The organism is Shewanella sp. MTB7 (assembly GCF_027571385.1).
GTDB lineage: Bacteria > Pseudomonadota > Gammaproteobacteria > Enterobacterales > Shewanellaceae > Shewanella.
This window is the reverse complement of sequence record NZ_CP085636.1, coordinates 1,312,658-1,339,227: the sequence shown is the minus strand read 5'-3', so window position 1 is coordinate 1,339,227 and position 26,570 is coordinate 1,312,658. Positions and strand designations below refer to the sequence as shown.

At 43.1% G+C, this 26,570-nt stretch carries 28 protein-coding genes; 17 read left to right on the top strand and 11 right to left on the bottom strand.

Translation table 11 applies throughout. The features are described 5' to 3' along the window. The first annotated feature begins 216 nt into the window (after positions 1–216). The 3 genes from HWQ47_RS05525 to HWQ47_RS05510 all read left to right on the top strand — a co-directional run bounded on the left by HWQ47_RS05525 (position 217) and on the right by HWQ47_RS05510 (position 7,324). Positions 217–2,286 (top strand): M13 family metallopeptidase, encoded by a 2,070-nt coding sequence (locus HWQ47_RS05525; protein WP_269970178.1) that lies wholly within the window; start codon positions 217–219, stop codon positions 2,284–2,286. 390 nt (positions 2,287–2,676) lie between these two features. After that, the gene (locus tag HWQ47_RS05520; protein ID WP_269970177.1) at positions 2,677–4,827 is read left to right on the top strand and encodes a PKD domain-containing protein; all 2,151 of its coding nucleotides are present in this window, start codon (positions 2,677–2,679) and stop codon (positions 4,825–4,827) included. Positions 4,828–5,323: 496 nt separating this feature from the next. Further along, positions 5,324–7,324: a PKD domain-containing protein gene (locus HWQ47_RS05510; protein ID WP_269970176.1), complete on the top strand. Its 2,001-nt coding sequence runs from the start codon at positions 5,324–5,326 to the stop codon at positions 7,322–7,324. A 123-nt stretch (positions 7,325–7,447) separates the two neighbouring features. Here the strand turns inward: HWQ47_RS05510 and HWQ47_RS05505 are convergent, their stop codons facing one another. The 4 genes from HWQ47_RS05505 to HWQ47_RS05490 all read right to left on the bottom strand — a co-directional run bounded on the left by HWQ47_RS05505 (position 7,448) and on the right by HWQ47_RS05490 (position 10,253). After that, positions 7,448–7,936 carry a cupin domain-containing protein gene (locus HWQ47_RS05505; RefSeq protein WP_269971675.1) on the bottom strand — a complete coding sequence of 163 codons (489 nt, stop codon included), beginning with the start codon at positions 7,934–7,936 and terminating at the stop codon, positions 7,448–7,450. Positions 7,937–7,970: 34 nt separating this feature from the next. Beyond that, positions 7,971–8,219 (bottom strand): hypothetical protein, encoded by a 249-nt coding sequence (locus HWQ47_RS05500; RefSeq protein ID WP_269970175.1) that lies wholly within the window; start codon positions 8,217–8,219, stop codon positions 7,971–7,973. Between the two features lie 269 nt (positions 8,220–8,488). Continuing rightward, positions 8,489–8,803 (bottom strand): Fis family transcriptional regulator, encoded by a 315-nt coding sequence (locus tag HWQ47_RS05495; RefSeq protein ID WP_269970174.1) that lies wholly within the window; start codon positions 8,801–8,803, stop codon positions 8,489–8,491. A gap of 397 nt (positions 8,804–9,200) precedes the next feature. Continuing rightward, positions 9,201–10,253, bottom strand: a complete 1,053-nt coding sequence (locus HWQ47_RS05490) for an alkene reductase (RefSeq protein ID WP_269970173.1) — start codon at positions 10,251–10,253, stop codon at positions 9,201–9,203. 127 nt (positions 10,254–10,380) lie between these two features. On the opposite strand from HWQ47_RS05490, the gene HWQ47_RS05485 reads away from it, so the two are divergent. Continuing rightward, positions 10,381–10,962: a TetR/AcrR family transcriptional regulator gene (locus tag HWQ47_RS05485; protein ID WP_269971674.1), complete on the top strand. Its 582-nt coding sequence runs from the start codon at positions 10,381–10,383 to the stop codon at positions 10,960–10,962. A gap of 17 nt (positions 10,963–10,979) precedes the next feature. On the opposite strand, the gene HWQ47_RS05480 is transcribed toward HWQ47_RS05485, so the two are convergent. Then, complete coding sequence (locus tag HWQ47_RS05480; RefSeq protein WP_269970172.1) at positions 10,980–11,705, bottom strand: phosphatase PAP2 family protein; 726 nt, start codon at positions 11,703–11,705, stop codon at positions 10,980–10,982. Positions 11,706–11,883: 178 nt separating this feature from the next. Between HWQ47_RS05480 and HWQ47_RS05475 the strand changes: the two genes are divergently transcribed. Continuing rightward, entirely contained in the window at positions 11,884–12,174 is a 291-nt protein-coding gene (locus tag HWQ47_RS05475; RefSeq protein WP_269971673.1) for a YkgJ family cysteine cluster protein, read from the top strand. 155 nt (positions 12,175–12,329) lie between these two features. Beyond that, complete coding sequence (locus HWQ47_RS05470; RefSeq protein WP_269970171.1) at positions 12,330–13,166, top strand: LysR family transcriptional regulator; 837 nt, start codon at positions 12,330–12,332, stop codon at positions 13,164–13,166. Between the two features lie 46 nt (positions 13,167–13,212). Here the strand turns inward: HWQ47_RS05470 and HWQ47_RS05465 are convergent, their stop codons facing one another. Both HWQ47_RS05465 and HWQ47_RS05460 read right to left on the bottom strand, forming a co-directional pair. After that, a complete protein-coding gene (locus tag HWQ47_RS05465; protein ID WP_269970170.1) occupies positions 13,213–13,656 on the bottom strand; it encodes a universal stress protein in 444 nt (147 codons plus the stop codon). A 75-nt stretch (positions 13,657–13,731) separates the two neighbouring features. Continuing rightward, on the bottom strand, positions 13,732–14,163 hold the full coding sequence (locus HWQ47_RS05460; protein WP_269970169.1) for a universal stress protein: 432 nt from the start codon (positions 14,161–14,163) through the stop codon (positions 13,732–13,734). Positions 14,164–14,713: 550 nt separating this feature from the next. Here HWQ47_RS05460 and bufA2 point away from each other — a divergent pair. The 6 genes from bufA2 to HWQ47_RS05430 all read left to right on the top strand — a co-directional run bounded on the left by bufA2 (position 14,714) and on the right by HWQ47_RS05430 (position 20,243). Further along, positions 14,714–15,181: a BufA2 family periplasmic bufferin-type metallophore gene (gene bufA2, locus HWQ47_RS05455; RefSeq protein ID WP_269970168.1), complete on the top strand. Its 468-nt coding sequence runs from the start codon at positions 14,714–14,716 to the stop codon at positions 15,179–15,181. A gap of 79 nt (positions 15,182–15,260) precedes the next feature. Then, the gene (gene bufB, locus HWQ47_RS05450) at positions 15,261–16,166 is read left to right on the top strand and encodes an MNIO family bufferin maturase (protein WP_269970167.1); all 906 of its coding nucleotides are present in this window, start codon (positions 15,261–15,263) and stop codon (positions 16,164–16,166) included. Further along, on the top strand, positions 16,153–16,959 hold the full coding sequence (locus HWQ47_RS05445; RefSeq protein ID WP_269970166.1) for an HvfC/BufC N-terminal domain-containing protein: 807 nt from the start codon (positions 16,153–16,155) through the stop codon (positions 16,957–16,959). The genes bufB and HWQ47_RS05445 overlap by 14 nt, the downstream gene beginning before the upstream one ends. 186 nt (positions 16,960–17,145) lie before the next feature. After that, on the top strand, positions 17,146–18,585 hold the full coding sequence (locus HWQ47_RS05440) for a coniferyl aldehyde dehydrogenase (protein ID WP_269970165.1): 1,440 nt from the start codon (positions 17,146–17,148) through the stop codon (positions 18,583–18,585). A gap of 213 nt (positions 18,586–18,798) precedes the next feature. Next, on the top strand, positions 18,799–19,374 hold the full coding sequence (locus HWQ47_RS05435) for a TetR/AcrR family transcriptional regulator (protein ID WP_269971672.1): 576 nt from the start codon (positions 18,799–18,801) through the stop codon (positions 19,372–19,374). Between the two features lie 68 nt (positions 19,375–19,442). Continuing rightward, entirely contained in the window at positions 19,443–20,243 is an 801-nt protein-coding gene (locus HWQ47_RS05430) for an SDR family NAD(P)-dependent oxidoreductase (RefSeq protein ID WP_269970164.1), read from the top strand. 63 nt (positions 20,244–20,306) lie between these two features. Here HWQ47_RS05430 and HWQ47_RS05425 read toward each other — a convergent pair whose 3' ends face one another. The 3 genes from HWQ47_RS05425 to HWQ47_RS05415 form a co-directional block, all read right to left on the bottom strand. Continuing rightward, complete coding sequence (locus HWQ47_RS05425; RefSeq protein ID WP_269970163.1) at positions 20,307–20,828, bottom strand: hypothetical protein; 522 nt, start codon at positions 20,826–20,828, stop codon at positions 20,307–20,309. Positions 20,829–20,960: 132 nt separating this feature from the next. Then, complete coding sequence (locus tag HWQ47_RS05420) at positions 20,961–21,461, bottom strand: NifB/NifX family molybdenum-iron cluster-binding protein (protein WP_269970162.1); 501 nt, start codon at positions 21,459–21,461, stop codon at positions 20,961–20,963. Positions 21,462–21,575: 114 nt separating this feature from the next. Further along, positions 21,576–22,025: a carboxymuconolactone decarboxylase family protein gene (locus HWQ47_RS05415; RefSeq protein ID WP_269970161.1), complete on the bottom strand. Its 450-nt coding sequence runs from the start codon at positions 22,023–22,025 to the stop codon at positions 21,576–21,578. Positions 22,026–22,210: 185 nt separating this feature from the next. Between HWQ47_RS05415 and HWQ47_RS05410 the strand changes: the two genes are divergently transcribed. Continuing rightward, positions 22,211–23,131 (top strand): LysR family transcriptional regulator, encoded by a 921-nt coding sequence (locus tag HWQ47_RS05410; RefSeq protein WP_326515420.1) that lies wholly within the window; start codon positions 22,211–22,213, stop codon positions 23,129–23,131. Positions 23,132–23,150: 19 nt separating this feature from the next. Here HWQ47_RS05410 and HWQ47_RS05405 read toward each other — a convergent pair whose 3' ends face one another. Beyond that, the gene (locus HWQ47_RS05405) at positions 23,151–23,540 is read right to left on the bottom strand and encodes a ribosome recycling factor family protein (RefSeq protein ID WP_269970160.1); all 390 of its coding nucleotides are present in this window, start codon (positions 23,538–23,540) and stop codon (positions 23,151–23,153) included. Between the two features lie 354 nt (positions 23,541–23,894). On the opposite strand from HWQ47_RS05405, the gene HWQ47_RS05400 reads away from it, so the two are divergent. Genes HWQ47_RS05400 through HWQ47_RS05385 form a run of 4 tightly spaced genes read left to right on the top strand, consistent with a single transcriptional unit; the run spans position 23,895 to position 26,254 of the window. Next, positions 23,895–24,827 carry a CsgG/HfaB family protein gene (locus HWQ47_RS05400; protein ID WP_269970159.1) on the top strand — a complete coding sequence of 311 codons (933 nt, stop codon included), beginning with the start codon at positions 23,895–23,897 and terminating at the stop codon, positions 24,825–24,827. Positions 24,828–24,839: 12 nt separating this feature from the next. Then, complete coding sequence (locus HWQ47_RS05395; RefSeq protein ID WP_269970158.1) at positions 24,840–25,199, top strand: hypothetical protein; 360 nt, start codon at positions 24,840–24,842, stop codon at positions 25,197–25,199. 15 nt (positions 25,200–25,214) lie between these two features. Continuing rightward, positions 25,215–25,568 (top strand): DUF4810 domain-containing protein, encoded by a 354-nt coding sequence (locus tag HWQ47_RS05390; RefSeq protein WP_269970157.1) that lies wholly within the window; start codon positions 25,215–25,217, stop codon positions 25,566–25,568. A gap of 8 nt (positions 25,569–25,576) precedes the next feature. Further along, entirely contained in the window at positions 25,577–26,254 is a 678-nt protein-coding gene (locus HWQ47_RS05385; RefSeq protein WP_269970156.1) for a GNA1162 family protein, read from the top strand. Positions 26,255–26,570 lie beyond the last annotated feature (316 nt).

Below are 26,570 nucleotides of genomic sequence, written 5' to 3'. Positions count from 1 at the left end.
CGGCAATGACAAATGCTCAGTTTTGCTTTTACTGTAAGTCAAGCGTTCCTGTAGCCGCAGGCTATTCCGTGAGCAACGCGTTCTGTATTCAAGTGAGTCGCCCGCCCTTCTTCACTTAAATTTGCTAACAAATCAGATGTTGACATTTTTTGGCAATCTTAGAATATAAGGCTCGTTATTTAACAGCGACCCACTTTAGCAAGGAAGAATATAAAAATGAAAAAATCCTTAATCGCTATCGCCTTAGCCAGCACTTTTTTAGCAGGCTGTGGTACATCAGACACTAAGAGCGAAGTAGAAAAGAAAGTAGCTGTAGCCAGTTCAAACAAAGCAGAACTCGGTAGCTTTGGTGTTGATCTAACCGCACGTAATCAAGCGGTTAAGCCCGGTGATGACTTTTTTATGTATGCCAGCGGCACTTGGTATGACAACTATGTAATGCCAGCCGATAAAACTCGTTTTGGTGCCTTTAATGCCCTAGCCGAACGCAGTGAAGAGCAAGTTAAAGCGATCATCGATGACATAGCCAGTCGTAGCGACCTCAACGCTGAAGAGCAATTGATCGCCGACTTTTATCAGGCCTATATGGACACGGAGACCGTCAACAAACTCGGTATCACCCCAATTCAAACCAGTTTAGATCAAATTGCAGCCATTAAATCGACCGATGATTTAACTAAGGTATTCGGCGGTTCATGGCTTAGCGGCGCAAGCTCCCCTATCGCAGGCGGCATGTGGTTTAATCGCTTAGACCCAAATCAGTACGAGATGTCTATAGGGGCCAGTGGATTAGGCTTACCCGATCGCTCTTACTACCTTGAAGACAGTGAACGCTTTGTTAACATCCGCAGCGCCTATGTTGATCATATTGCCCAGATGCTGACTTTTGCTGGCGTGAAAGAGCCTAAGACTCGTGCAAAAGCCATTTTAGCACTTGAGACCAAGATGGCTGAAGGTCAATGGCCAAGAGAGAAACGCCGCAACCGCGATCTGACACTCAATCAGGTAAAGCGTGCTGACTTAGCTAAGCAATACCCTGAATTTAACTGGGATCTTTATTTCGATGAAACAGGTTATCAAGTACCACAGTTAAATGTCTCTCAACCTGATCCAATCAAGGCCATGATAGCCTTAGTTAATCAACAGCCTCTTAACGTTTGGCAGGATTACCTCACTTTCCACACTATTAGCAACAATGCCAGTTTACTGTCCGAAGATATCTACGCCGCTAACTTTGCTTTTCAAGGTAAAACGTTAAAAGGTCAGCAAGAACCTCGCCCACGCTGGAAAAGAGCAATTTCTGAGATGTCCGAGACTCAATCACTGGGCTTTGCCATAGGTAAGGTCTATGTGGCGCGCTACTTCCCTGAATCATCTAAGCAGCAGATGGCTGACTTGGTTGAGAATTTGCGTACTGCCATGGGTCAGCGTATCGATGATCTTGATTGGATGGGGGCTGAGACCAAAGTCAATGCTCACGCTAAACTTGCCGCTTTTACCCCTAAGATCGGTTACCCAGATGTGTGGCAAGAGTTTGATGGTGTGACCCTAACCAACAAGGATCTAATTGGTAATGTTCACAATCTTCGTCAGTTCTTTAAAGCCGACAGCATAGCTAAAGAGCTTGAAAAAACCGATCGCAATCGCTGGGGCATGACGCCACAGCGGGTGAACGCTTATTACAACAGTTCATTTAATGAGATTGTATTCCCTGCTGCTATCTTACAACCACCGTTTTTTGACCCTAATGCCGATCCAGCGGTTAACTATGGTGGTATTGGCGCTGTGATCGGTCACGAGATGGGACATGGATTCGATGATCAGGGCTCAAAATCAGATGCCAATGGCATTCAGCGCAACTGGTGGACAGATGCAGACCGCGCCGCCTTTGATGCAAAAGCAGATAGTCTAGCGGCACAGTACAGCAAGTACGAACCTATTCCGGATAACTTCGTCAATGGTCGCAACAGCTTAGGAGAGAACATTGGTGATGTTGGCGGTCTATCCATGGCGTACCATGCTTATCAACTTAGCCTAAATGGCAAAGAAGCCCCTGTGATCGATGGCGTCACTGGCGATCAACGCTTCTTCCTTGCCTGGGCTCAGGTATGGAAAGAAAAACGCACCGAACAAAGCATGCTCAACCAACTTCGTGCTGGCACCCACGCGCCTGGCCAATACCGTGCACAAGCACCGCGTAACCACGATGCTTGGTACAAGGCTTTTGATGTTAAGCCAGGTGATGAACTGTACCTACCTGAAGATAAGCGTGTCCGTATCTGGTGATCACGATTAAACCGTTAATGATTAAGTACTAAGTTAATCATAAAAATGCCAATCAGTTGACTGGCATTTTTATTACCAACGATGCTACAGAGCTAAAACCCCAGACAAATCACCAGACAAAACAACCACAAAACACAGACAATTCAAATCACAATCCCGCAAAAGCAACAGAGTATAGATCAATAAACCGCCCAAGTTAAAAATATCAAAATCAAAAGCTTACATATAAAGATAATAAATAGAGATAAAAACGAGCTTTAGAAGGTTTGATAAACCAGCAATAACCTATTTGATGATTTATTGAACAACACGAGAAGTGAGTGCTGTCAAAACCAGGACCTTAGCCAATGAACTGAAAACAAAAATAGATAAATTGATGGAGGTATTAAAGTGAAATATACATGTTGCAACCTATATAGCCTTATAGCCTTACTACTCTTTTCTGCTCAATCTACTGCGGCAGATAACGAAGTTATCACACTCGATGTTCGCTTTCTTGTAGCCGCACAAGATAAACAGGGAACAGATACACAGGCAAATGATGCTGCACTCAGGGAGGGAATAGATAAATTGAATGTCAGTTACTTACCAATGGGAGTGCAGTTTAATCACAAAGACACTGTTTACATCACCAATGAAGATGTTCCTGGTTTTCACGATCCAGAGAATGGTTGGGACACTGATGATGAAGAGTTAGTCAGACCTTTCTTCGCGCTCGACAGCTACAACATCTTGGTGACTGAGCTCACTAGGCTCAATGGACATGCTTGGTGGCCCTATGAGGCGACAGATGCCGTTGAAGTTGATCCTGAAGATCTTGTTCGTTCAACCCCTGCCCACGAGATAGGGCATAACCTCAGCATTAGACACACTTACTCAAGTAACAGTGATGGCCCAATCTCACTACTTGCAGGTGAAATGGGCTGGAAATATGGCGATCATATTATCGATACCCCGCCGGATCCGGACAGAGACGGTCTGATTGAGAACTGTGTTTATAATGGCGATGTTGTCGACGAAGAGGGGGCACTCTATGCACCCGATGCCATGAATTTTATGAGTGGAGGCAGTAACCGATGCAGAAGCCGCTTTTCACCTCAGCAGCAGATTCGCATGTTAAGTATGATCTCCACCGACAAGTACCACCTGTATGACAAATACGGCGATGGCCGAACTGTACCAACCTGTGATAATTCAACCCAAGTGATTGAGTATCCCCATCACGAAGGTTTTAACGTCAATGAGGCGGTGGCTCCAACCCCTTGGGTTCAGGATGTAAAGAACAACCACTATAACTGGCGGTTCGACAGCGATACCTCCTCATCACGTACCGGTGCCGATGAGCCAGTAGAGGGTCATAGCTTCATCCATGTCGACACCAGCAAGATGGATGATTTTATTAGCGATGGTGACCATGTTGCCATGTTAAGCCCCTGCTTTGATCTAACAACCAAAAACGCCCCAATACTGGATTTTTCCTTCTCCATGTATGGTGAGGATATGGGAACCCTGTCAATTGAAGCCACACTCGATAATGGTCAAAACTGGGTTCCTGTTTGGCAGATGATAGGTCAAAAACACACTGATGGTGAGTGGGAACTGGCCAGTGTTGACTTAGAGGAGTACGCAGGACAGAAAGTTCAACTACGTCTTGATTATCAAGTAAAGGGCGAGAAAGGTGATGCATCAGTAGACAACATGGTGCTAAGTGCTCAATCTCAGGATAAGGTCAAGCTCACAACTCATTCTGATGAAGTTGATGAAAACGCACAAACCTTTAGCTTCACTCTACAAAGAGAGGGGGCCGTCGCTGGCGAAACTTCCATACAGGTTACGACAGGGAATCTAACGGCCATTGCTGGCACCCATTATGAAGCCATTGACTCTAATGTTATTTTTGCCGCAGATGAAACCACTAAAACCTTAACCGTCACTATTTTGGATAACAATAATCTAGAGGGTGATACTCAGTTCAACATTGTACTGTCTGGCGGTAATGCGCCCCTCGATAATCCACCTTTAGTGATCACGATTAAAGAGGATGAAGCACCGAATGTTGCACCAGTATCAAGCTTCACCTTCAATGCTCAAAGTAACATGGTGAGCTTTACGAGCACTTCCGTTGATGAAGATGGAGAACTGGTGAGTTACTTGTGGGATCTTGGTGATGGAAACAGTGCTGACACCGAAACGGTTAACCATCCTTATGCTCAGGACGGCGAGTATACGGTGAGCTTAACCGTTACCGATAATGGCGGTCTGTCCCACACAAGTACACTAACTATTTCGGTATCAACAGAGCCAGAAAAAATAAAACCTGTGGCAGTCATTAAACATATAGACCTTTGGTTTATCCATGTTTTTGTGTCACTTAGCTATGATGAAGATGGCTATATCACCCGACATAGATGGAAATTTAACGATGGTAGCAGAATATCTGGTCCAGTCGCCATAAAATTTGGCACACGGGCCTCTAAAGTGAAACTTATCGTTAAGGATAACGATAACCTCAAAGGTAGCGCTAAGCTTAAATTTAGATAATTAAACCAAGTTAATTGACCTTAGAAAATTTAGAAATATAGGATAAAGGTAAAATTAAAGAGTAACAACCAAAAGCCAGTATCAACATAAGTTGGTACTGGCTTTTTATCGTTTAAACCGTTATCCAGTTAATGACTTTCCAGCATGAAAAGACTGCATCTCATCAGCCGTCAAATGGTGAAAATTAGAGACTCAACCTGCCTGCAATAAAAACACAATCATCAACACATTACTGCCAAAGCCACCGACACGACTAATACCATCAAAACCGCAAGACCTAGCATTACAAACTACCAACTCCGCTAGCACCAGATCAATCACTTACGAAATAGATAATAAATAGAGATAAAAACGAACTTAAAAAGGTTTAACAATCCTTTATCAACCTATTTGATAGGTTAGCAAGTACCGATGTGGTGCTTTAGCCGTTAACAAACAGAGCTGAAAAGCTAATAACAAGAATTAAAGATAATAAATTAGAGATGGAGGTATTAAAGTGAAATATTCATGTCACAGCTTTTTTGGCATTATGGCCTTATCGTTGTTTTCCTCTCAACCCATGGCACAGGAAAGTGAAACAATTACATTAGACGTTCGCTTTCTCGTTGCCGCACAAGATAAACAGGGAACAGATGCTCAGGCAGACGAGGAGGCATTACGGAAAGGGATAGAGAAGTTAAACGAAAACTACCAACCTATGGGCGTGCAGTTTAACCATAAAGATACTGTTTATATTACAAATGAAGATGTCCCAGGTTTTCATGACCCCGACGATGGTTGGGACTACAATGGAGAGGAGTCTGTCAGGCCCTTCTTCGCCCTCGATAGTTACAACATACTGGTGACTGAACTTAAACGTGTTAATGGTCACGCTTGGTGGCCCTACGAAGCAACCGATGCCGTCGAAGTCGATCCTGTCGATCTAGTTCGCACCACTCCAGCCCATGAGATTGGTCATAACCTCAGCATAAGACACACTTATCAAAGTAACAGTAATGGCCCAATCTCACTGCTTGCAGGTGAAACGGGTTGGAAATATGGCGATCACATTATCGACACCCCACCGGATCCAGACAGAGATGATCTAATAGAAAACTGTGTCTACAACGGAGATGTGGTAGATAGCGAGGGAGTGCTTTATTCCCCCGATGCCATGAATTTTATGAGTGGCGGTAGCAACAGATGTAGAAGCCGCTTCTCACCTCAGCAACAAACCCGCATGTTAAGTCTTATCTCAACAGACAAGTACCACCTGCACGATAAGTATGGCGAAGGCCGAACCGTGCCAACCTGTGAAAACTCATTCCAAGTGATTGACTATCCACATCATGAAGGTTTTAACGTCAATGAGGCGGTGGCTCCAACGCCTTGGGTTCAGGATGTAAAGAACAACCACTATAACTGGCGGTTCGACAGCGATACCTCCTCATCACGCACCGGCGCCGATGAACCCGTAGAGGGTCACAGCTTTATTCATGTTGACACCAGTAAAATGGATGACTTTATCAATGATGGCGACCATGTTGTCATGCTAAGCCCCTGTTTTGATCTCACCATTAAAAAGGTCCCTACACTGGATTTTTACTTCTCCATGTATGGTGAGGATATGGGAACCCTGTCAATTGAAGCCACACTCGATAATGGTCAAAACTGGATCCCAGTTTGGCAGATGATAGGTCAAAAGCACACTGATGGTGAATGGGAACAAGCCAGTGTTGATCTAGTAGAGTACGCTGGACAGAAGGTTCAATTTAAACTGGATTATCAAGTAAAAGGGGAGAAAGGTGATGCTTCTTTCGATAGTATTCAGCTCAATGCTGAATCTCAGGATAAGATCAGTATAGTTACAACATCGAATGAGGTTGCTGAAAATGCTCAAACCTTTAGCTTCACTCTACAAAGAGAGGGAACCGTCGCTGGCGAAACTTCCATACAGGTCACGACAGGGAATCTAACGGCCATTGCAGGCACCCATTATGAAGCCATTAACTCTCATGTTACTTTTGCCGCTGACGAAGCCACTAAAACGCTAACCATTAATATCTTAGATAACGATAATCTGGAAGGCGACACTCAGTTCAACATTATACTGTCAGGCGGTAATATTCCCCTCGATAACCCACCTTTAGTCGTCACGATTAAAGAGAATGAAGCACCGAATGTTGCGCCAGTTGCCAACTTCACCTTTAATGCTCAAGATAATATGATTAGTTTCACCAGCACCTCCGTTGACGAAGATGGTGAACTGGTTAGCTATTTATGGGATTTTGGTGATGGAGAAGCTGCAAACACACAAACCGTTAATCACCTCTATGCTCAAGATGGTGAGTATACTGTAAGCTTAACCGTTACCGATAATGGTGGCCTGTCTCACAGCAGTTCACAAACAGTGTCAGTAGCAACAGAAGATGACGACGATGGTGGTGCTCTTAGTTGGTGGATTCTCATGTTACTGCCGCTACTTAGATGGACAAAGCGGAGAAGGTACAGCTTGTGACCAAAGATAAGGATAACTTAAAAGGCGAAGCTCAAATCTAGATAGCAGTCCTTAAATAAGTATAAAAGCCAGTATCAACATAAGTTGGTACTGGCTTTCTTTTCGATAAAATATCTTATCCGGCTAGCTCGCCGCTTCACTCTTACGACTAAGGCGCTGGATCACCTCTTTGTGTTCAGGGTACTCTTCCAACAATGACTCTTGGCTAAACAATTCAAAATCCTCAAAGGTAAATCCCGGCGAGACCATGCAACCGACTAACGAGAAACCCGGCTGGTTCATAGCCGAACCAAAAACAGAACCTTTAGGCACCAGAAATTGTGGCCGCTCACCGGCAGCCAGATCTAAGCCTAACTGAGCTGTGGTTAACTTACCCTCTTCATCAATCATATATATTGTGAGTGATTGTCCAGCATGGAAATACCACATCTCATCGGCGGTCAAGCGATGAAAGTTTGAAACCTCATCTGTTCGCAGGAGAAAATAGATACTGCTCCAAAGTGCCCGTTTGTCATCGAACGGTTCATCAGAACGGTAAGATGAACGGTAGTAACCCCCTTCAACATGTTGCTCTAATTCTAGATGTTGAATATACCCTTCAGCGCTTTGCATCACTAATACCTTGTCAGTCATAACATCACTCTATTTAGTGTTTAGTTTTAACACCGTCACGCACCATTTCTTTACCCGTTTCAAACACATCATCGGTTATCCAGCGAGCGTGCAACACCTTGTGGTGACTATCGAAAACGGCAATAAAGTGACGACCGTCGGCATTATTGGTCGCCATGCCTACTCCCTCTACACCGTCCAAACCCAAGCCTCCTTTTTCAACCGACAACAAAAAGCGTGCGAGTTCATCTAGGTTATCGATCACATTCAGCTCATCATTCATTTGATTAATACTCTTAATTTCTATTGATCTACTCAGGAGCAGAGTTTCTCATAATCAACGTATTTTTACACTGGCTAAACAGAGTGACCAATCGGTATAATCTCAGGAGTTAGGATATTTTGCAGCAGGTTAATCTATCTTTGATAATTTCATAACGGCATTATCCATTGATAGCTTAATAGCAGAAGATGACTCGAAGTTGCCGTGGGAATGGTCTACATGAGCATGACCTAAACAAAATAGCTTAGCCTTCTATATTCACAATATTGTCAGGCTGTGCGCTTCGACTTTTCATATGGATTACCGTTGTCGAAGTCAACGTGACGCCGAATATCTTTAATATCGATATCAATTAAGGAGAGGGATTGCTGAATTAACTGGTAGAGATACTCATCACGCTTAGCCATTTTAGCATTGCTAAATTCAGTAAACATACAGGTGATGTGGATTGAACCAGCTACATTGCCATAATGTACTCGATGGCTAATCCACTCAAAACCCTCGACATTTTCCTGTGCAATTTCACACACTTGAGTCAGGCTTTCTCTAATGTTTTGCTCAATCTTCTTGTCTGATTTTTTCATTTCATTTTAATCAAGTAACCTTCGAAGATTCCTTTTCATCAGTGTTACTCAAATCCCTCCTTTTTGGCTTTCTCTACATATAATTCTATAAGCATACCTGATAGTTGCAAGATTTCAGCGTTGGTCATTTCTCTTTTCTTCTCAGCCACCTCCGATTTATCTCCCTATAAACCAGCAGCAGTTCCTCTATCCGTTTTTTAATACGTTCGATCTGTTTATCGACAAACAAGGTATTTGCTTAAGCTTTATCGTAAAAAAAGAGGTTAACCTGACGGCTAACCTCTTTTGTCTAAAATGAACATAGTCAAACTATTAAAAAATACATGCTTAACTCATTTAGTTATGTCCAATAAGACACAAGGGTGATGATTATAAAGTAAAATTTGTATACTATTTCTTATACTAAACTGGCCAACATCTCATCAGAATATGCCACTAACTCCTCACCTTCACGGACCCGGGCAACATAATCAGGATTAGCAATAAAGGGTCTCCCAATCGCTAACAGATCAAACTTATCATCACTGATAGCTGCGCTGCCTGTCTCAGCGCTATAGCTGCCTACACCAACGAGCGTCTTACTGTAAACGCTACGAACATAACTTGATGCATGCCCCCCTAGATACTCGAACTCCATGGCATCATCAAAAATGCCGATATGCACAAAAGCCAAATCACGCAGTTCAAGCTCGGTTAGCAAGTAGTCAAAGACAGCACGATCTCTATTATCGCCAGCCATATTGAAATAGGCGCCAGGTGAGACTCGTAATGCCGTTCTGTCACCGCCTATTCTGGCTGAGACTCCATCAACAACCGCTAATGGGAAACGAGCCATGTTTTCAGGTGTTTGCCCATATTCATCAGTGCGACGATTACTGTCATGATGCAGAAACTGATCGATTAGATAGCCGTTAGCTCCATGGATCTCGACACCATCAAAACCGGCGTCTATCGCATTAGCTGCAGCTTGACTGTAATCAGTTATTAACTGAGCTATCTCATCATGTGTGACCGCTTTAGGTATTTGATAAGTAAGTTCACGCATTCTGGGTACGCTTCCCTCTACGCCAACGGCTGAAGGGGCTAATACTTGAGTTGACCCCGATTTTGTAAAAAAGTGAGGATGTGCAACGCGTCCTGTATGCCACAACTGAGCAAATATCTTACCACCAGCTTGATGTACGGCATCAGTCACCACTCTCCAACCATCTATCTGAGCTGAGTTGAACAAACCTGGGGTGTTAGGGTAACCCTGAGCATCGGGACGAATGATCACGGCTTCAGAGATAATCAAACCCGCTTCGGCCCGACGAGCATAATAGTTGGCCATGGCCTGAGTCGGCACTAACTCTTCATCAGCCATACAACGAGTCAGTGGTGCCATCAGAATCCGATTTTTAAGGGTGATGGTCTCATTAAGTGCGAAAGGTTGAAATAAGTTATCAGTCATAGCCAACTCTGTTTCTTGAATGTTCGTTCAAGATATTCTTATTTGAATGATCATTCAAGTATTATTTTGAACAAACATTCAAAATTAAGTACAATCAGTTTATAGACGATTAATGAGCACAAGCCCGATGCGTAATGCTGAGTTTGATAGAGAAAAAGTATTGAGATCAGCCATGACCGCTTTTATGGACAAAGGTTACGGCAAGACAAGCATGCAAGATCTGACAAAAGCCACAGGTTTACACCCAGGATCCATCTACTGTGCATTCGACAATAAACGAGGCTTATTACTCGCAGCTTTAGAACAGTATAAAACCGATAGAAGTACCGAGTTTCAAGGTTTCTTTACTGGAAGCAGACCAGTATTAGTCGAGCTAAAAGCCTATCTGGATAACACAGTTCAGGAATGTATTAGTTGCGAAGCGGCTAAGGCCTGTCTACTCACCAAAGCACTGAACGAGATGGCACAGCAAGATGAAGAGGTGCAAAATATCATTACCGATAACTTGGCAAACTGGCAGCAAGGACTCGCCGAGGTATTTGCATTAGCCCAAGCTAAAGGAGAGCTCAGCCCTAAGCGAGATAGCCAACATCTTGCTCGTTTTTTAGCGATGGGGATTTATGGTTTAAGAACCTTTGCACATACCCACCCTGAGGCCGAAACGCTTCAGCAGCTCTCGGATCAGCTTTATCAAGATCTCTGCGCATAGTGCTGGCTTTTATTGATTTAAGGGGTCGACGAATGCCAGGTTCTAACATAAAACAGATAGTAAAAGCTCGTCGACACCAGCCAAGCGATACCTAAGCTCCATATTCCATGTGAAAAGAAATGAGCTCCACGAAGTTGTTGACTTAAACTAAATATCCCGCCTAAAACCAGACCGAACACCAAGCCTTTCCACCTCTGTTTTGGACAATTCTGATAGGCAAAGTAGTAGAGAGCAACCCACGCAAAGCCACCACTGGAATGACCGCCTGGAAAACAAACGCCAAACTCACTATCAGTGGGGAGTTTGGCAAAAATAGGGAGATAATAGTGGCTACCACCAAACATGGACTGATCCCAGGGACAGCTCACATGGCTAAGATCTTTGCCAACTCGAACAAGTAAAACAGTGCTAAGTACGCTAATAAATAACAGTGCTAAGCTCTTTCTAAAAGGTTTAATTCTCGGTTTCCACAAACTTAGCATCAAGAAAGTGAGCACGATAACGGCAAGGAGGATGACTAAATTTCGTCCTCCAATATGCATGATATTTTCCAAAAACCACGCGCGCCTCAGTGACCATTGAGTCTCTCCTCCCTCTAGCTCAAACCAAAATTTAGCGATTGGAATATCGAACTGAAAATATTCAAAAATAATCGCCAACGTAACAAATAGCACTCCCGGAAAGATAAAGTGCTGACGCACAAAGGTCTCTTTGCTGATTCTATGTTTAATTAACTTGCTCATTATTTTCCCCAAAGAATTCAGCTAAGAATTTTACCCCTATAATGTGAAAAAAAATGTGAACGTCTATGTTGTTGAAAAACCGAGATGATAAGGGCTGTATCCTCCTATGATCACAAACACAGACAAAAGCCCCGTTTTTGCGGTATTCTGTCGCCTTCTGATATTATTAAAGTTCACCATGATCATAGAAGTCATTAATCCCCCAAACCCAGAAATAACCTGCGCAAACTGTCAGGCCTGCTGCTGCCGTCTTCAGGTACTGCTAATCTCAGAAACAGGTGTACCAGAAGAACATATTGACGTTGCCGAATGGGGAGGTGAAGTCATGCGTCGCTTAAGCGATGGCTGGTGTTCAGCTTTAGATCGTGAAACCAAGATGTGCACTATCTACGAAAATCGCCCCTGGGTATGCCGCGAGTTTGAGATGGGATCCTACGAGTGCGAAACAGAACGTAACGATAATATGTGAGCTAATCTGAAATTAAACTCACTAGCCTATTTTCGGAGAGTGAAACCGCTTGGTATAACAACGGCCTATAGCTCAACCTTGTTAACATAGTCTATCCTGAGTAAGCTAACGCTTATACCTCAGCTCGTAGCTTTTGAGCTTATTAAGGATATTCAGTGAAGTTAAGAGCAATACACTATTTTCAATCTGTTTATGAGCAGGGCAGTATCACGGCAGCTTCACGCCAGTGTTTCGTCTCTCAACCCTCAATCACAGCTGCTATTTCTCAGCTGGAACAACAGCTTAACGTCGAGCTTTTTGTGCGCCATCCCGGCGGCGTACGCCCCACATCCGCCGCCGATAAACTCTATCCTCTGGCAAGAGAGATGAGTGAAAACGAACAAGCTATTCTTCATCTGTTCAAAGATAGCCCAACCCCAGTTCCACTTCGTCTGGGTTTAATGCGCTCTCTAGGTGCACAAAGGATGAGTGAGCTGCTTACTGAGCTTACCCAAAGAATCGACAATGTAGAGCTAACCCTTGTGGATCCAGATGAACCCTCTGACGCCAGAGTGGTGCTATCTCAGTCTGTATCGAGTAGTGAAGATTTTATCCCTATTTGGGAAGACAAATACCAACTTGCCATCCCAGCGAACTGGTCTTTAGCCTCGAAACTTCTCATCAAGGTTGAGGATCTCGACGCACTTCCCTTTATCAATCGAACACCTTGCGATGCACTCGATAGGTTAAAGCAAACCATGGCAAAGTCGGGTATCCAGGTTCAAACGAGGGCTAATATACGCACGATTGAATACACTTGGCCCTTAGTCTGCGCCGGTGTAGGCGCAGCACTTCTACCTGACTGGCAGGAAATAAAACACAATAATGCCTTGGTATTGCGACCGATAGCAGGAGAGAAACTGATAAAGCAGATTGGGCTGGCTTATAATGCCAGTAGAATAAGTGAGCCAGTGATTGCCGCGGTGATCTCAGTTTGCCGAGGCAAAATGTAATAAATCAGCAACTGGCTCATTTAATAATGCCATTAATTTACCTAACTCACTTTACCACTAACACCGGACATTTAGCCTTATTGGTAATGGCTTCAGCCACGTTGGGGTTAAGCAGATGAGACAAACCAGTATGACCATGGCTTGCGACCACTATCATCCCGACATCTTGCTCTATACTCTCCTCAATGACTTGTGACATCACATCTCCACTTCTGAGCACTGGAATAACCCTTAGTTCTCCATCTAAGAAAGTGTCGATCTCAGCGGCTAACGCTGTGAGTTTTTCACGTGAAAAATTCTCCACTTGATGGTCCAATTCCACTGGAGCTTCGACAACAATGCCATAGTCATGCTGACCGAACATGTCGCTCATTACATGCAGCAACCTAATATTCACATGATACAAATTTGCCATTTCGATGGCGTATTTTAGCGCATGAGATGCCGTTTCAGAAAAATCGGTTGGACATAGTATTTGACGAGTACGCACAGAACCTCCTATCTAATCCATTACTTAAATGAAAATTTAAACCGTCATGTTTACGGTCTAATCCTTAATAAAGTACTACTTTACAACCAAAACAGGGCATTTGGCCCCATTAGCGACGCCTTCGGCGACATTCGTGTGCAAGAAGTGAGATAAGCCACTTCGACCATGGCTGGCCATCACTATCATACCAGCATCAGACTCGATGGCATCCGCTAAAATCTCCTCGATAGGTAAGCCACGCCTAATCACAGTCTCCATGGGAAGCTCACTCTTAAGGCCAGAGAGAAGATGTCGCATCTTATCTGCGGCAGCCACTTCCATATTCTTAGCCAGCTCCTCTGGTGTAATAGCTAATATTTGATAATTTTCCGCACCAATAGGCTGATCGACAACATTAATCAATCTCAAACCCACATGATAAAAGTTTGCCATTTCAATAGCATACCTTAATGCATGAGACGCAGTATCAGAAAAATCAGTTGGACAAAGTATTTGTCGAGTTCTCATATCAATCTCCTATAATACCCAAACTACCACTAACCACAGATTCCAGTTTTGATAGTCACCTAAAATATAGCAAGCACTGCCCCATTGAATTTATATGTTCAATAACAACGGCACAGCAGACCCTTTATCAGTTAACCTCTAAATTAATTCTAGTTTGATATTCAGATAAAAATCTTGACTAAGATCACACTATCTATCGAGCAATAAACATTCCTCTATCACAATATTCGATATCAACAGCTTATTTATCGACCTACAACCGCCCTCTTCGCGTAACAAATACATAAACTAATATTAAGACAAACACCAACCAAAATCACTACCAAGAGCAGTAATTACAAAGCAATAAACCAATATTTGATATTTATGACTTACACACTGATGAAATTTTACCTATCTATGCTCGGTCTTGAATCTAGGTAGATGTGATGACCATTTTAGAGCAGATAAATAAACTGTTTATTGTCTATACAGATTTTTTATGTGGTTACCTGAAAATAGTCACTAATCTTATACCTGAGTTTAATAATCAATCAAAAAGGGGAATATCATGAATACTAAAGCTCAAGCCACTCTGACAGGTGCAGCACTTGCACTCGCTATGGCCGGACTCACTGGTTGTGCTAGTACTGAAAAATCAGAGACGACTCAAGCTGCTATGGCAAAAGGTAGCAGTGATCTCGTTCACTGTTATGGTGTCAATGCCTGTAAGGGTCATAACGATTGTAAAACAGCAACCAATGCCTGTGGCGGTCATGCCAGCTGTAAAGGCACTGGCTTTGTCGCCATGTCAGCTAAAAGTTGCGGGGATGTAGGCGGAAAGGTGCAGGATGATTGGGTCGGCAGTATCGCTAAAACAGATCTAGTACATTGCTACAGCGTTAACGTTTGTAAAGGCCACAATGATTGTAAAACAGCCAATAACGCTTGCGGCGGACATGCTAGCTGTAAAGGCACTGGTTTTGTCGCTACTCCAGCAAAAGCTTGTGCTGATATTGGCGGCAAGGTAGGCGCTTAATACCATTAGAGACACTGGCACCGATTAGCCATTTCGGTTGTAGGTGCCTTCATTTATCATTCATTGAGGTAGCCACTGAGTGACAGAAACGGCACTGACACAAGATTTTCTTGGATTTGGATTGGGCTTAAGAACCCATCATTTTGATCATGTCCTAAACACTCGTCCCGACATAGATTGGTTCGAGGTCTTATCAGAAAACTACATGGTTGCCGGTGGTAAACCCAGGTATTACCTTGACGCCATCGCCGAACAATACCCTATTGTTATGCACGGCGTGTCCATGTCCATTGGCAGTACCGATCCGTTAGATATGGAGTATTTAACGGCCCTAAAAAAATTGGCCAACGACGTGCAACCTAAATGGATCTCAGATCATATTTGCTGGACCTCCATTCACGGGGTTAATAGTCATGATCTCCTCCCTCTGCCCTACACAGAGGAGACAATTAATCACGTAGCTAAGCGCGTACGTACCGTGCAGGACTTTCTCGGCAGACGAATTCTTTTAGAAAACGTCTCAAGCTACCTGTCCTATAAAGACTCAACCATGGATGAGTGGACCTTTTTGAACGCAGTCGCAGAACAAGCCGACTGCCTGGTGTTGCTCGATATCAACAACATCTATGTGAGCGCCAGAAACCATCATTTCGATCCCGTGACATACCTTAATAAGATCGATCCAAAGCGAGTACAACAATTTCATCTAGCAGGCCATTCAGATTATGGGAATTATGTCATCGACACCCATGACCACGACGTGCCAGACAGTGTTTGGGAGCTCTACCGTACTGCCTTAGCACGTTTTGGAGCTGTCAGTACAATGATCGAAAGAGACGGAAACATTCCCGAGTTTTCAGGCCTTGAACAGGAGCTAGACATAGCCAGAGGTATTGCGATTAAGACCTTGCCGGGGTTACAGTCTCATCTAGATGCTCTTGATAAAATCGGCCACAACAGGAATGTCTTTGATGGCAAGTCTTAAGCAAACCCAAGAACTTTTTATGGCTTACATCCTATCGGATAAGCGCTGTGATAACGCCCAAAGCAATGAGCTTTTAGCCTTCTCCTCCTTAATCTCGGCGAAGAGTGATGAAGATAGTCAAACTCGACTGGGTATCTATGCCAGCGCTTATCGGCTAAGACTAATTGAGACGATAGAGACAGATCACGAAATGTTAGGCATCTACCTCGGTGATGAACTTTTTGACAAGATGGCGCAAGAGTACATCAAGGCTCATCCTTCATCTTATCGCTCCTTGCGACATTTTTGTGATGCCTTGCCCCTCTTTTTACATGACGATACCTTTTTCAGCCAACACCCTATTTTGTCCCATATCGCAGCTTTCGAGCGACGTCTACTCAACGCCTTCGATGCAGAAGAGCAATCGAGAGCTAGCTTCTCTGAACTAGAGCAACTTGCCCCAGAGCATTGGCCCGAGAGCCGTTTTAGGTTTCATTCAAGTGTGCAAATTTTTAAGTGCCAGAGCAATGCCGTAGAAAGTTGGCAAGCATTAAAAAATCAGCAAACACCCCCACAACCTGACTACAGTATTGCCAGTGCCTGGTTACTCTGGCGAGGTGAAGAGCGACTCACTGAATTTATCTCCCTCACCGAATACCAGCTGCTGCTATTGGAAGGGTTTCTGAAAGGGCAGACTTTGGCGCAACAATGCGAGTTGATGCTTAACTATTTCGATGAAGAGCAGGCTCCAGCAAAAGTATTGCAAGCGATACGAGCCTGGTTCAACATGGGGATTATCCGCGCTATCGCGTAATCCTAAGCCGTAAGACAAAAACCAATAAACAACATCTCCCTCTCTTCCTGAACAACAGTACATATAAACGCTGGACGTTTTTTACTCACTAGATTAGTATATCAACAATAGACCGACCAATCAGTCGGTCGCAAGAGTTGTAATTTAAGCTATAAAACAATCACAGAAAACTAGGAGAGAGCGCACATGAACATGCCACTTCAACAAACTGACAATGAAGCAGACCAAGGCATTAATTTAACCGAGCTACTTCAATCTCAGCAGCAAAGTTATCGCTCTCAACCCGCCCCGACCTATGAACATAGAGTTACACAACTCAATAATCTAAAAACAGCATTGCTCAAGTTTAAACAGCCGTTAGCCGACGCACTCAATCGGGATTATGGCAGTCGCTCAACCGATGACACCTTAATCTCAGATATCATGCCCTGTATCAACAACGTCAATTACAGCCTTAAAAATCTGAAAAAGTGGATGAAGCCGAGCCATCGTCATGCGGGACTCTTACTTGCTCCCGCTAAGATTAATGTCCAATACCAGCCTCTCGGTGTAGTGGGTATTATCGTGCCTTGGAACTTCCCTGTAATGCTCTCCGTCGGCCCTTTGATCACAGCACTCTCTGCTGGTAATCGTGCCATGTTAAAGCTTTCAGAATTCACCCCTGAAACCAATAAAGTGATCACAGAGATGTTAACTAGCATTTTTGATAAAACCACGGTCGCCGTCGTTGAGGGAGAGGCTGATGTCGCCGCAGAGTTCTCTTCACTGCCCTTCGATCACTTGCTCTTTACCGGCTCAACCACCGTTGGGCGTCACGTAATGCGAGCGGCGGCGGCCAACTTAACCCCAGTCACACTCGAGCTCGGTGGAAAATCTCCCGTACTTGTTGCCCCTGATATGCCAATTGATATTGCTGTTGAGCGTATGATCTATGGTAAATGTCTCAATTCAGGACAGATCTGTGTCGCACCGGATTACGTATTAGTGCCAAAAGCTAAACAAGCTGAATTTATCACGGCCTACCAGAAAAAGTTCAACGCCATGTATGGCAAAGTTAGCGATAACAATGACTATGGTTCTATTATCAATAAGCGCCAATTCGACCGCTTAACCTCAGTGCTTGAAGACGCACAAGCCAAGGGCGCTGCAGTGGTCAGTGCCAATGGTGAGGCTATCAATATTGCCAAGCGAAAAATTCCCACTCAACTCATCACCAATGTCAGCGATGAGATGACTTTAATGCAGGATGAGATCTTCGGACCTCTTCTGCCTATCATAGGGTATGACTCATTAGATGAGGCGATTGCCTATATCAATGACAGACCACGTCCACTTGCTCTCTACTTAATGAGCTTTAATCAACAAACTCAAGAGTTGGTACTCAACCACACACATTCTGGTGGTGTATGTATTAATGAAACAGTCTTCCACGTCGCTGCCGATGATGCGCCTTTTGGTGGCATAGGTCCTTCAGGTATGGGCCACTACCATGGTAAGGAGGGATTCCTCACTTTAAGCCACGCTAAAACAGTATTAAGCAGAGGCAAATTTAACACAGGTAAGTTTGTTCACCCACCTTATGGCACAGGTATCCAAGCCATGTTATATAAGCTATTTTTACGCTAACAACCTTGAGCTATAAGGGGTAACAGCCTTGAACTGGTAAGCGCTAGAAAACAATGTGAGAGTTAAGCACTGGATACTGAAACGAATTCAGCATGACGTGATAGTCGTCTTCCTGAGTTGATCTCAGGGTCCAGTTTTCGAGTTTCGAGTTAGAGCAACATGCCCAAGCGAAACCAAGTGAAGACAAAAACCAGCGATGAATATAAGCAATCAATGAGCAAATCAGATAAAAAGCAGGCTATTTTAGATACCGCGCTGACACTATTTGTCAGCCAAGGGTTTTATGCAACCTCTACCGCTTCAATAGCAAAGCAAGCAGGAGTTGCGACAGGTACACTTTTTCACCATTTCCCCTCCAAAGATGAACTGATGAAACACCTGTTTCTCTCAATCAAGCAAGAGTTTGCCGATGCAATTTTAGCTTCGATTAACAATAGCGGCGATCTAAAGCAAGATGCACAACACCTTTGGTACAGCGCCATTCAGTGGGCCATGGATTACCCACTTAAACAGGAGTTTTTCCAGCAATACTCCATGTCGCCCTCTATCGCCATTGAGGTTAGAGAGCAGGCTATGAATTCCATATTAAGCTTTATGGGCAACTTAATGCAACAAGGACAAGCTCAAGGACTGTTTGCCTCTTATCCGCCCACTCTGATGCAAGATAATTGCCACGGTCAATACCTAGCAGCCACCCGCTATTTTCTCGATAATCCTGAAAAGTGGCAAGTCGAAACCCATAAACAAGCCAGCTTTTCAATGTTTTGGAATGCAATGCTTCAAAACTAAACATTACCAATGAAGACCTGAATTATATTCCCTCATATTTCCCTCAACTTTGTATAAGGATCTGACAAGTGACAACCGTTGTAATTACAGGTGGTTCAAGTGGTATTGGACTCGACATTGCTCGAGCCTATACCAAAGAGGGCGCTAACATTATTTTATTAGCACGTAACCAAATCCGTCTAGACAATGCCGTTAGCGAATGTAGGGCTTTGGTTAACACTGATCGACAGAAAATTCTGTCATTTTCTGTCGATGTTACTGACCACATATTATTAGCTAACACGATAGAAGAGATAAGGTCACAGATAGGCGCTGCTGATATTCTAATCATTAGCGCGGGTATCGTAGCAAGTAAACGCTTTATTGAGCAAAGCGATGAAGATTTTGACGCTATTATGCAAACCAACGTCATCGGTGCTCGTGCCGTCGCTCGTGCTTTTTTACCCAACATGATTGAACGTAAAACCGGTCAAATCTGCTTTATCGGCTCTTTAGGAGGGATGATTTCCACCTATGGGTATAGCGCCTACAGCGCATCCAAATTTGCAATAATTGGCATGGCTGGATGTATGCGACAAGAGTTGGCTGAATATAAAGTCGGCGTCAGTGTGGTATGCCCGCCGGAAGTTAACACGCCGATGACCAGCAAAGAATCAAAACACATCTTGCCTCAAACAAGATTTATTAAAGATGTCGGTGGGACGCTACAGCCTCACACGGTAACAAAAGCAACACTAAAGGGCATTGCTAACAATAGATTCATTATTGTACCGGGAGTAATGGCTAAATTGTCTTACTGGCAGGCTCGCGTATTTCCAAGAACCTTTGCTGCATTTATTCAATTACTGATCCGTATCTCCAGTAGGTGATAACTCTCACGAAAAATCAGAGCGCCGGACTCAATCAATCTGATTGAGTCACTGGTGCTCATTCTATGGCTGCTGACATTGGGCTAAAAGTTGTTGAAAATGCGCACCCAAATCTTGGCTGGCAAACTCACGACTCGATGTGACCATCTGCTGTAAACTCTCTAACCCTTGCTCTACCCCTTGTTCTGCCACTATCTGCTTGGCATACACAGCGGCATCCGCGCCCTTCTGTAATAGGTTAGATACCATCTCTAAACTGATATCTTGCTCTATCAAGCCTTGTAATTCGCCTAATAGTTCGGCAACTTGCGCCGACTCAACCAGAGAGCCTTCAACATTGATAAATTCACCTAATGGATCACTATCAAGCTTACCAGCCACACAGGCGGCAATACTGCCAGCCTGCGCGCCAGTGGCTACAGCATCGATACCTTGGCTACGGATCTGCTCAATGACCGATTGAAGCTGTTCATTTTGTGCTAACCAAGCTTGCTCAAGTTGCTGCTTTTCATCAAGTTCGAAATAGCCACAACCACTTAAACTAAGCATACATATCGCAGGAACAGCAAGATTTTTAAACCCCATGATTTCTCTCCAAAACAGGCAATGAGATGCCAAATGGCCAATTATACCCATTTAATGAGATGCTGACTTTTAATCATTGTTAATCTTGACCATAAGTAAACGAAGCCGGAATGTTTGGATTAATGCTCAAAACTAAATAGGTCTAAAGCCAGCAAAAGTAATAGGCTTATCACTTAATTGTGGCGCTAACTGGGACAATACACTCGGCTCACTCTCGCTGCCTGAGCAACCACAGCCACCAGTTGAATCACCACTGCGACTGCCACAACCGCCTTTCTTCTCATGATTTAAACATTCACGACCTTGCTTCGCATCAACCAAGCGACGGGAAAGATCAATTGCGGCATCAAACAGCTCTGCTAACTCCATTTTACGACTGCATTGGCTAACGCTAATGCCCGCAGCAAGCAACTTACCTAATATGCGTTGACCTATTTCTTCCACTAGCACTATGGATGTACCTTGATCTTTAATCAGGGTTAACATGGCTTTTTTCGCACTACAGCCGCCAGCTAATGCTGGGTTGTCAAAGCGTGCTACCAATTCCAGCTGTTCATTATAGAACGCAATTTCTTTGGCTTTAGTAAAATGGCCCGCCAGTCTATCTCTACTTAGTGGTACTGCAATAATCATTCTATCTACCTGTTGTGGCTTGAAAATAAATTGATATTACGCTTACCCAAAGCGGCTTACTGTGAGTTAAGCCAAACTAAAAAAGGTTTATAGAATTAATGTCACCACAGGTAGCTAAGCGCTAGTCACTGAATGTTTCATCTTGGTTGCTAAGGCTAAACGATTCCAAGCATTGATCATTATCACCTGCATCATAGCTTGTGCAAGCAGCTCCTCTCCCAATTGTTCCAAACACGTCTGATAACTTGCATCCGATAAACCAGAGTTAGCAATTAGGGTCATCTCATCGGTCAGTGCTAATACCGCACGCTCCTGCTCATCAAATAACGGAGATTCTCTCCAAGCTGATATGGCAAACAACTTTTGCTGCTCGATACCTGCCTTAAGTGCTTCAGTGGTGTGCATCTCAATACAGTAAGCACATTGGTTAATCATTGATGCTCGTATCTTAATCAATTCCTTTAACGTAACAGGAAGCTCCGTTTGTGAAAGGTAATTTTCAACACTAAGCATGGCGGTGAGTGCTGCAGGGTCGATTTTAGCCAAATCAATACGTGTAGTCATATCATTCTCTCTATTTTGATAAATTGAGTCGCTTTATTGCAATAACGAAATTATGATCTATTCGATTAAACGGTGGAATACACATGAAAACTGAGACAGCTTTGCGTTAAACGCAAAGGTTAGTATTATTAGTTATAGCTAATATTAACAACGAGCACTGCTGATAAGGCTTACGCTAAGGAAAAATGATGTTAGATTTGATCAAAGTGTTCGATCAGGTTGTCGAATCAGGAAGCTTCTCCCAGGCAGCACACGTACCCAACATGGCTCCCTCTTCTGTAGCCCGTAATATCGATAATCTGGAAGCCCTAATACAAACCACACTCTTTAAAAGAAGCACCCGTCAGTTAACACTTACTGAAGAGGGCCAATACTTTCACCTGCAATCAACCAAATTAGTGCAAGATGCGGATAAATTACTGAGTGAGATGAAAAGCAGTAATCCTGAACCGGAGGGGGCACTACGAATATCAGTATTTGAAAGCTTCGGTAATATTTATCTGGCTCCGCTCATTCCTAAATTTCTTAAACTCTATCCAAACGTGCAGATAGAGATAGAGTTAGACAATAAGATTATCGATCTTAATAGTGAGAATATCGATTTGGCAATTCGGATTGGTACACCACAAGATAGTTGTTTGAAGGCGCGAAAACTGCTCACTAACCATACCTCTCTTGTTGCCTCACCAGATTATATTCAGCGTAACTCAAAAATAACTAGGCCTGAAGATCTGCAACAACACAACTGTTTACTGATAAGCCATGAGAGACAGAGAAACCATTGGTATTTTAGTAAAGGAAAAGCAGAGAAAAAAGTGTCTGTTATGGGAAACTTAATTTCAAAGGGAGGTTCACCGCTATTAAGTGCAGCCCTCCAAGGAAGTGGTGTACTCTTGTTATCTGACTGGATGGTTAAGCCCTACATAGCCAATAAGCAGCTTATCGAACTCCTACCCGGCTGGACAGCAACCCATGGAGCACAGGGCAGTGGTGAGATTTTTGCTATTTATAAGGCCGCTCAATACCCAAGGCCCCATATTCGTGCTTTTCTTGATTTCTTAGTCAAACAATTACTACTAGAATCTAAAAAAATAGTCGCGATATAAATCCGTCTTAACTTTCGAATTACCAAGCGTCGGTATAAAAACGTGCCGTCCTCGCTTCTGCCAAGGTGCAATCGGTAATAAGCATCAATTCGGCCAAGGTAATGTTAGGAGTATCAGTAATCAACCGAGCCAGCTTAGTTTCTAGAGGTTCTAACTTGTCGGCATGATCAAGCAAAGCCGTTTCAATTTTTTGAATAAGATAACGAAACTCATCGCCCCCCACCATTTTCAGTTGTGCACAGTAGAATTGAATGCTGATGGCTCCCCCCGAGAGCGCCCAATTTCTAGAGCGGCGCACACGCTTAAGTTCACAATGATACTGCAATGCTATGCCCTTAGCTTTATTGACCTCAGCTCTGCCTATTCGATGAATAAGAGAAGGGAGTGAGATAGTGATCTTTTCATTCATTACAGCATTTCATTCATGGGTATATGTGCGAAGGTTAACTCTGATTCAACTTAATCTACAGTATTAATATCAAGTTAATCTGATTTATAAAAACATAGCTAAGTATGCTGCGATAGCGCAACTAACCAGTCAATAACACCACTATTAACCGACTCCACTTAAAACCTATACTTTTCAATGCAATATATCAATAAATAACAAGTATTCAATTGTAATAACGCGTATTGTTTGTTCGGTTAGGGAAGCGCATTCTGGTGCGTTATTTAGGAGTGAAACAAGCAATAGACTTACAACTATGTGCTTGTTTGTTAACCAACATTAAGTGTTAACATTTAAAAATTAGAAGAGAGAAAAATGAAAAAACGGAACATTTTCACATTGGCATGGATGGCTATTTTTTGCCTTCAGGCCCCAACATTTGCATCAGGCTTGGATGCAACGTCGTCCAACACGATCCTACAGCAAGATTCATCTCAAACTTTTCTAAAGCGTAAAGTAGCAATAGCAAGGTTTTCAAATGAAACACAAGCAGCAAATAGCTTTCTCGTTGACAGTTCTAACAATCGAATTGGCAAGCAAGCAGCAGATATTCTTAGTGCACGCCTAGCTGATACTAATAAATTTATTATGTTTGAGCGCCTTGATAATGATGAAGTCAATTCTGAGAACGTCTTGCAAGGCATAAGTGATAGTGGCGTTGCTGTAGATTACTTAATCGTCGGTTCCGTAAGTGAATTTGGTCGCTCGGCAGAGAGCACTACAGGTATATTCTCTCAATCAAAAATCCAGAAGGCCTATACAAAGGTTAACGTTCGCTTGGTTGATGTCACCACAGGAAGAATAATAAGTTCTGTTGAAGGAGCTGGCGAGGCAACCACTGAAACAAAGAAAACTCTTGGAGCAGGAACCTCAGCTGCATTTGATCAAAGCCTAACGGATAAAGCGTTATCACAAGCGATTTCTCAAATGATCAGTAATCTAGTCGAAAACATGACAGCCAAGCCTTGGAAATCATATTTTCTATCAAATGAGGATGGCACTTTCATTATTTCAGGAGGAGAAGCACAGGGCCTTTCTCAAGGTATGGAATTAGTCGTTTACCAGAATGGAAAGCAAGTGAAAAACCCACAAACTGGCGGCTTAATCTCTTTACCAGGTAAGAAGGTAGGTAAAATCCAAGTGCTATCGACATACGGAGATGACGAATTTGAGCAGATCTCTTTCGTGAATATTGTTGAGGGATCAATTAATGATGACCTATCAAAATATTACCTTTCAGATAAATAAAAAGAGAGCTTCATGAGAACAATAACATTCCTATTTTTAAGTGTACTTTTAATGGCATGCGGTTCAAATGTTCAGCAAAATGAAACCGGTTTACAACATGAACAAAAAGTCGTCATCATTGCCGACACGTTAGTTGGAAATTCAATTACTGTTGCTGCAATCAATAACCATACGATTAAAAGCAAGGACTTAACTCCCTATGCAACCGGTGTTGCTGGTGCAGCTGATGCTGCAGACGAAAGTCGCCAAATTCTGATCATTAAATTGGACAAAGGCTCCCACAAACTTTCTATCAAAAGCCCAACAGGCACAGTTCTTTACGCTAAAGAGATTTACTTAGCTGACGGTCAAATAAGAACAATACGACTCTAAAAGGAAAAGTAACCAATGCTAACTAAAACAAAATACCTTTTTTTACTTGCTACTACATTTATGTTCGCAGGCTGTGCTTCGGTAACCGAAAGTGGATATTACTGGGGAAACTACTCAGAGACGTACTACGAATATATAAAAGCCCCCTCAGAGCAAAGTGTCACAAACCACCTCAATGAATTAAACAGCATTGTTGATACATCAAAGAAAAAAGGCTTGAAAGTTCCTCCAGGGATTTACGCTGAAATTGGTTACATTACTGCGAAACGTGGAGACAGCGACATCAGTGTTGCTTATTACCGTCAAGAAGCTGAACTGTACCCTGAGTCAGCAGGCTTTATTGAACGCTTAATATCAGATCAAAAATAGGAATGAACATGCGCTTACTCATTGCAATAACAATCGCTTTACTCATGTCAGGCTGTCAAACCACGACAACAACGAAAGAAGCAGCATTTCCCGACATGTATTCAGACGTTAACCGTCAAACCATGCTCATCGTTCCTGTTATCAATGAAACAACAGCCGCTGAAGCGCCTGATTTTCTCAATGCGACAGTAGCTCAACCTTTAGCAGACAAAGGCTATTACGTGCTTCCAGTTCCAATTGTGAGCAATATTTTCAAAGAGGCTGGGATTATTGATGGCACACAACTAAAAGGAATTCCCTTCTCCACCTACAAAGATAAATTTGGAGCTGAATCGGTACTCTTTATCAAGCTAACAACTTGGGAAACCAACTATATGGTCATTTCGGGTAACGTGACTGTGGGAATGGAATACATATTAGTTTCAGCTGAGACGAATAACGTTTTGTGGTCTTACAAAAATACATTCGTGCTAGATACTTCTGGTTCATCTGGCAACTTACTTGCCGATTTGATCGTAACGGCAATATCAACCGCTGCAACAGATTACGTCCCTGTAGCAAGACGTGTGCACGTTAACGCTGTAACGACACTGCCGGTTGGCAAGTATCATCCTAAGTACCTACAAGATGGAAAAGTTAAAAATGTCATTCCTGAACTCGCTAGCGCTCCAGTAGAGAAGTTCTAAACAGCAAGGGAAGACAGGATATCACCCACAAAAAAGCGAGCCCGACAGGTTCGCTTTTTTGTGTTTCAAATCCAAACGCGATGTGTGGGTTCAAAATTTAAGGCTCTCACATTAAAAAAATAAAAATAACTCTGTACAATCTCTCATTATCAGGTAATATCCGTCTCGCTCTGCTGTTTAGAGTTATTAGTGAACATAAAGTAAAAAGTAAAATCTCAGAATTTCTTCGTTATTGTTGTTATCCTCAGTTTTCCCTTATCTTCATCGTTACATTAAATAATTCAATTTCAGCACATCGCATACTGCGATAATTTTA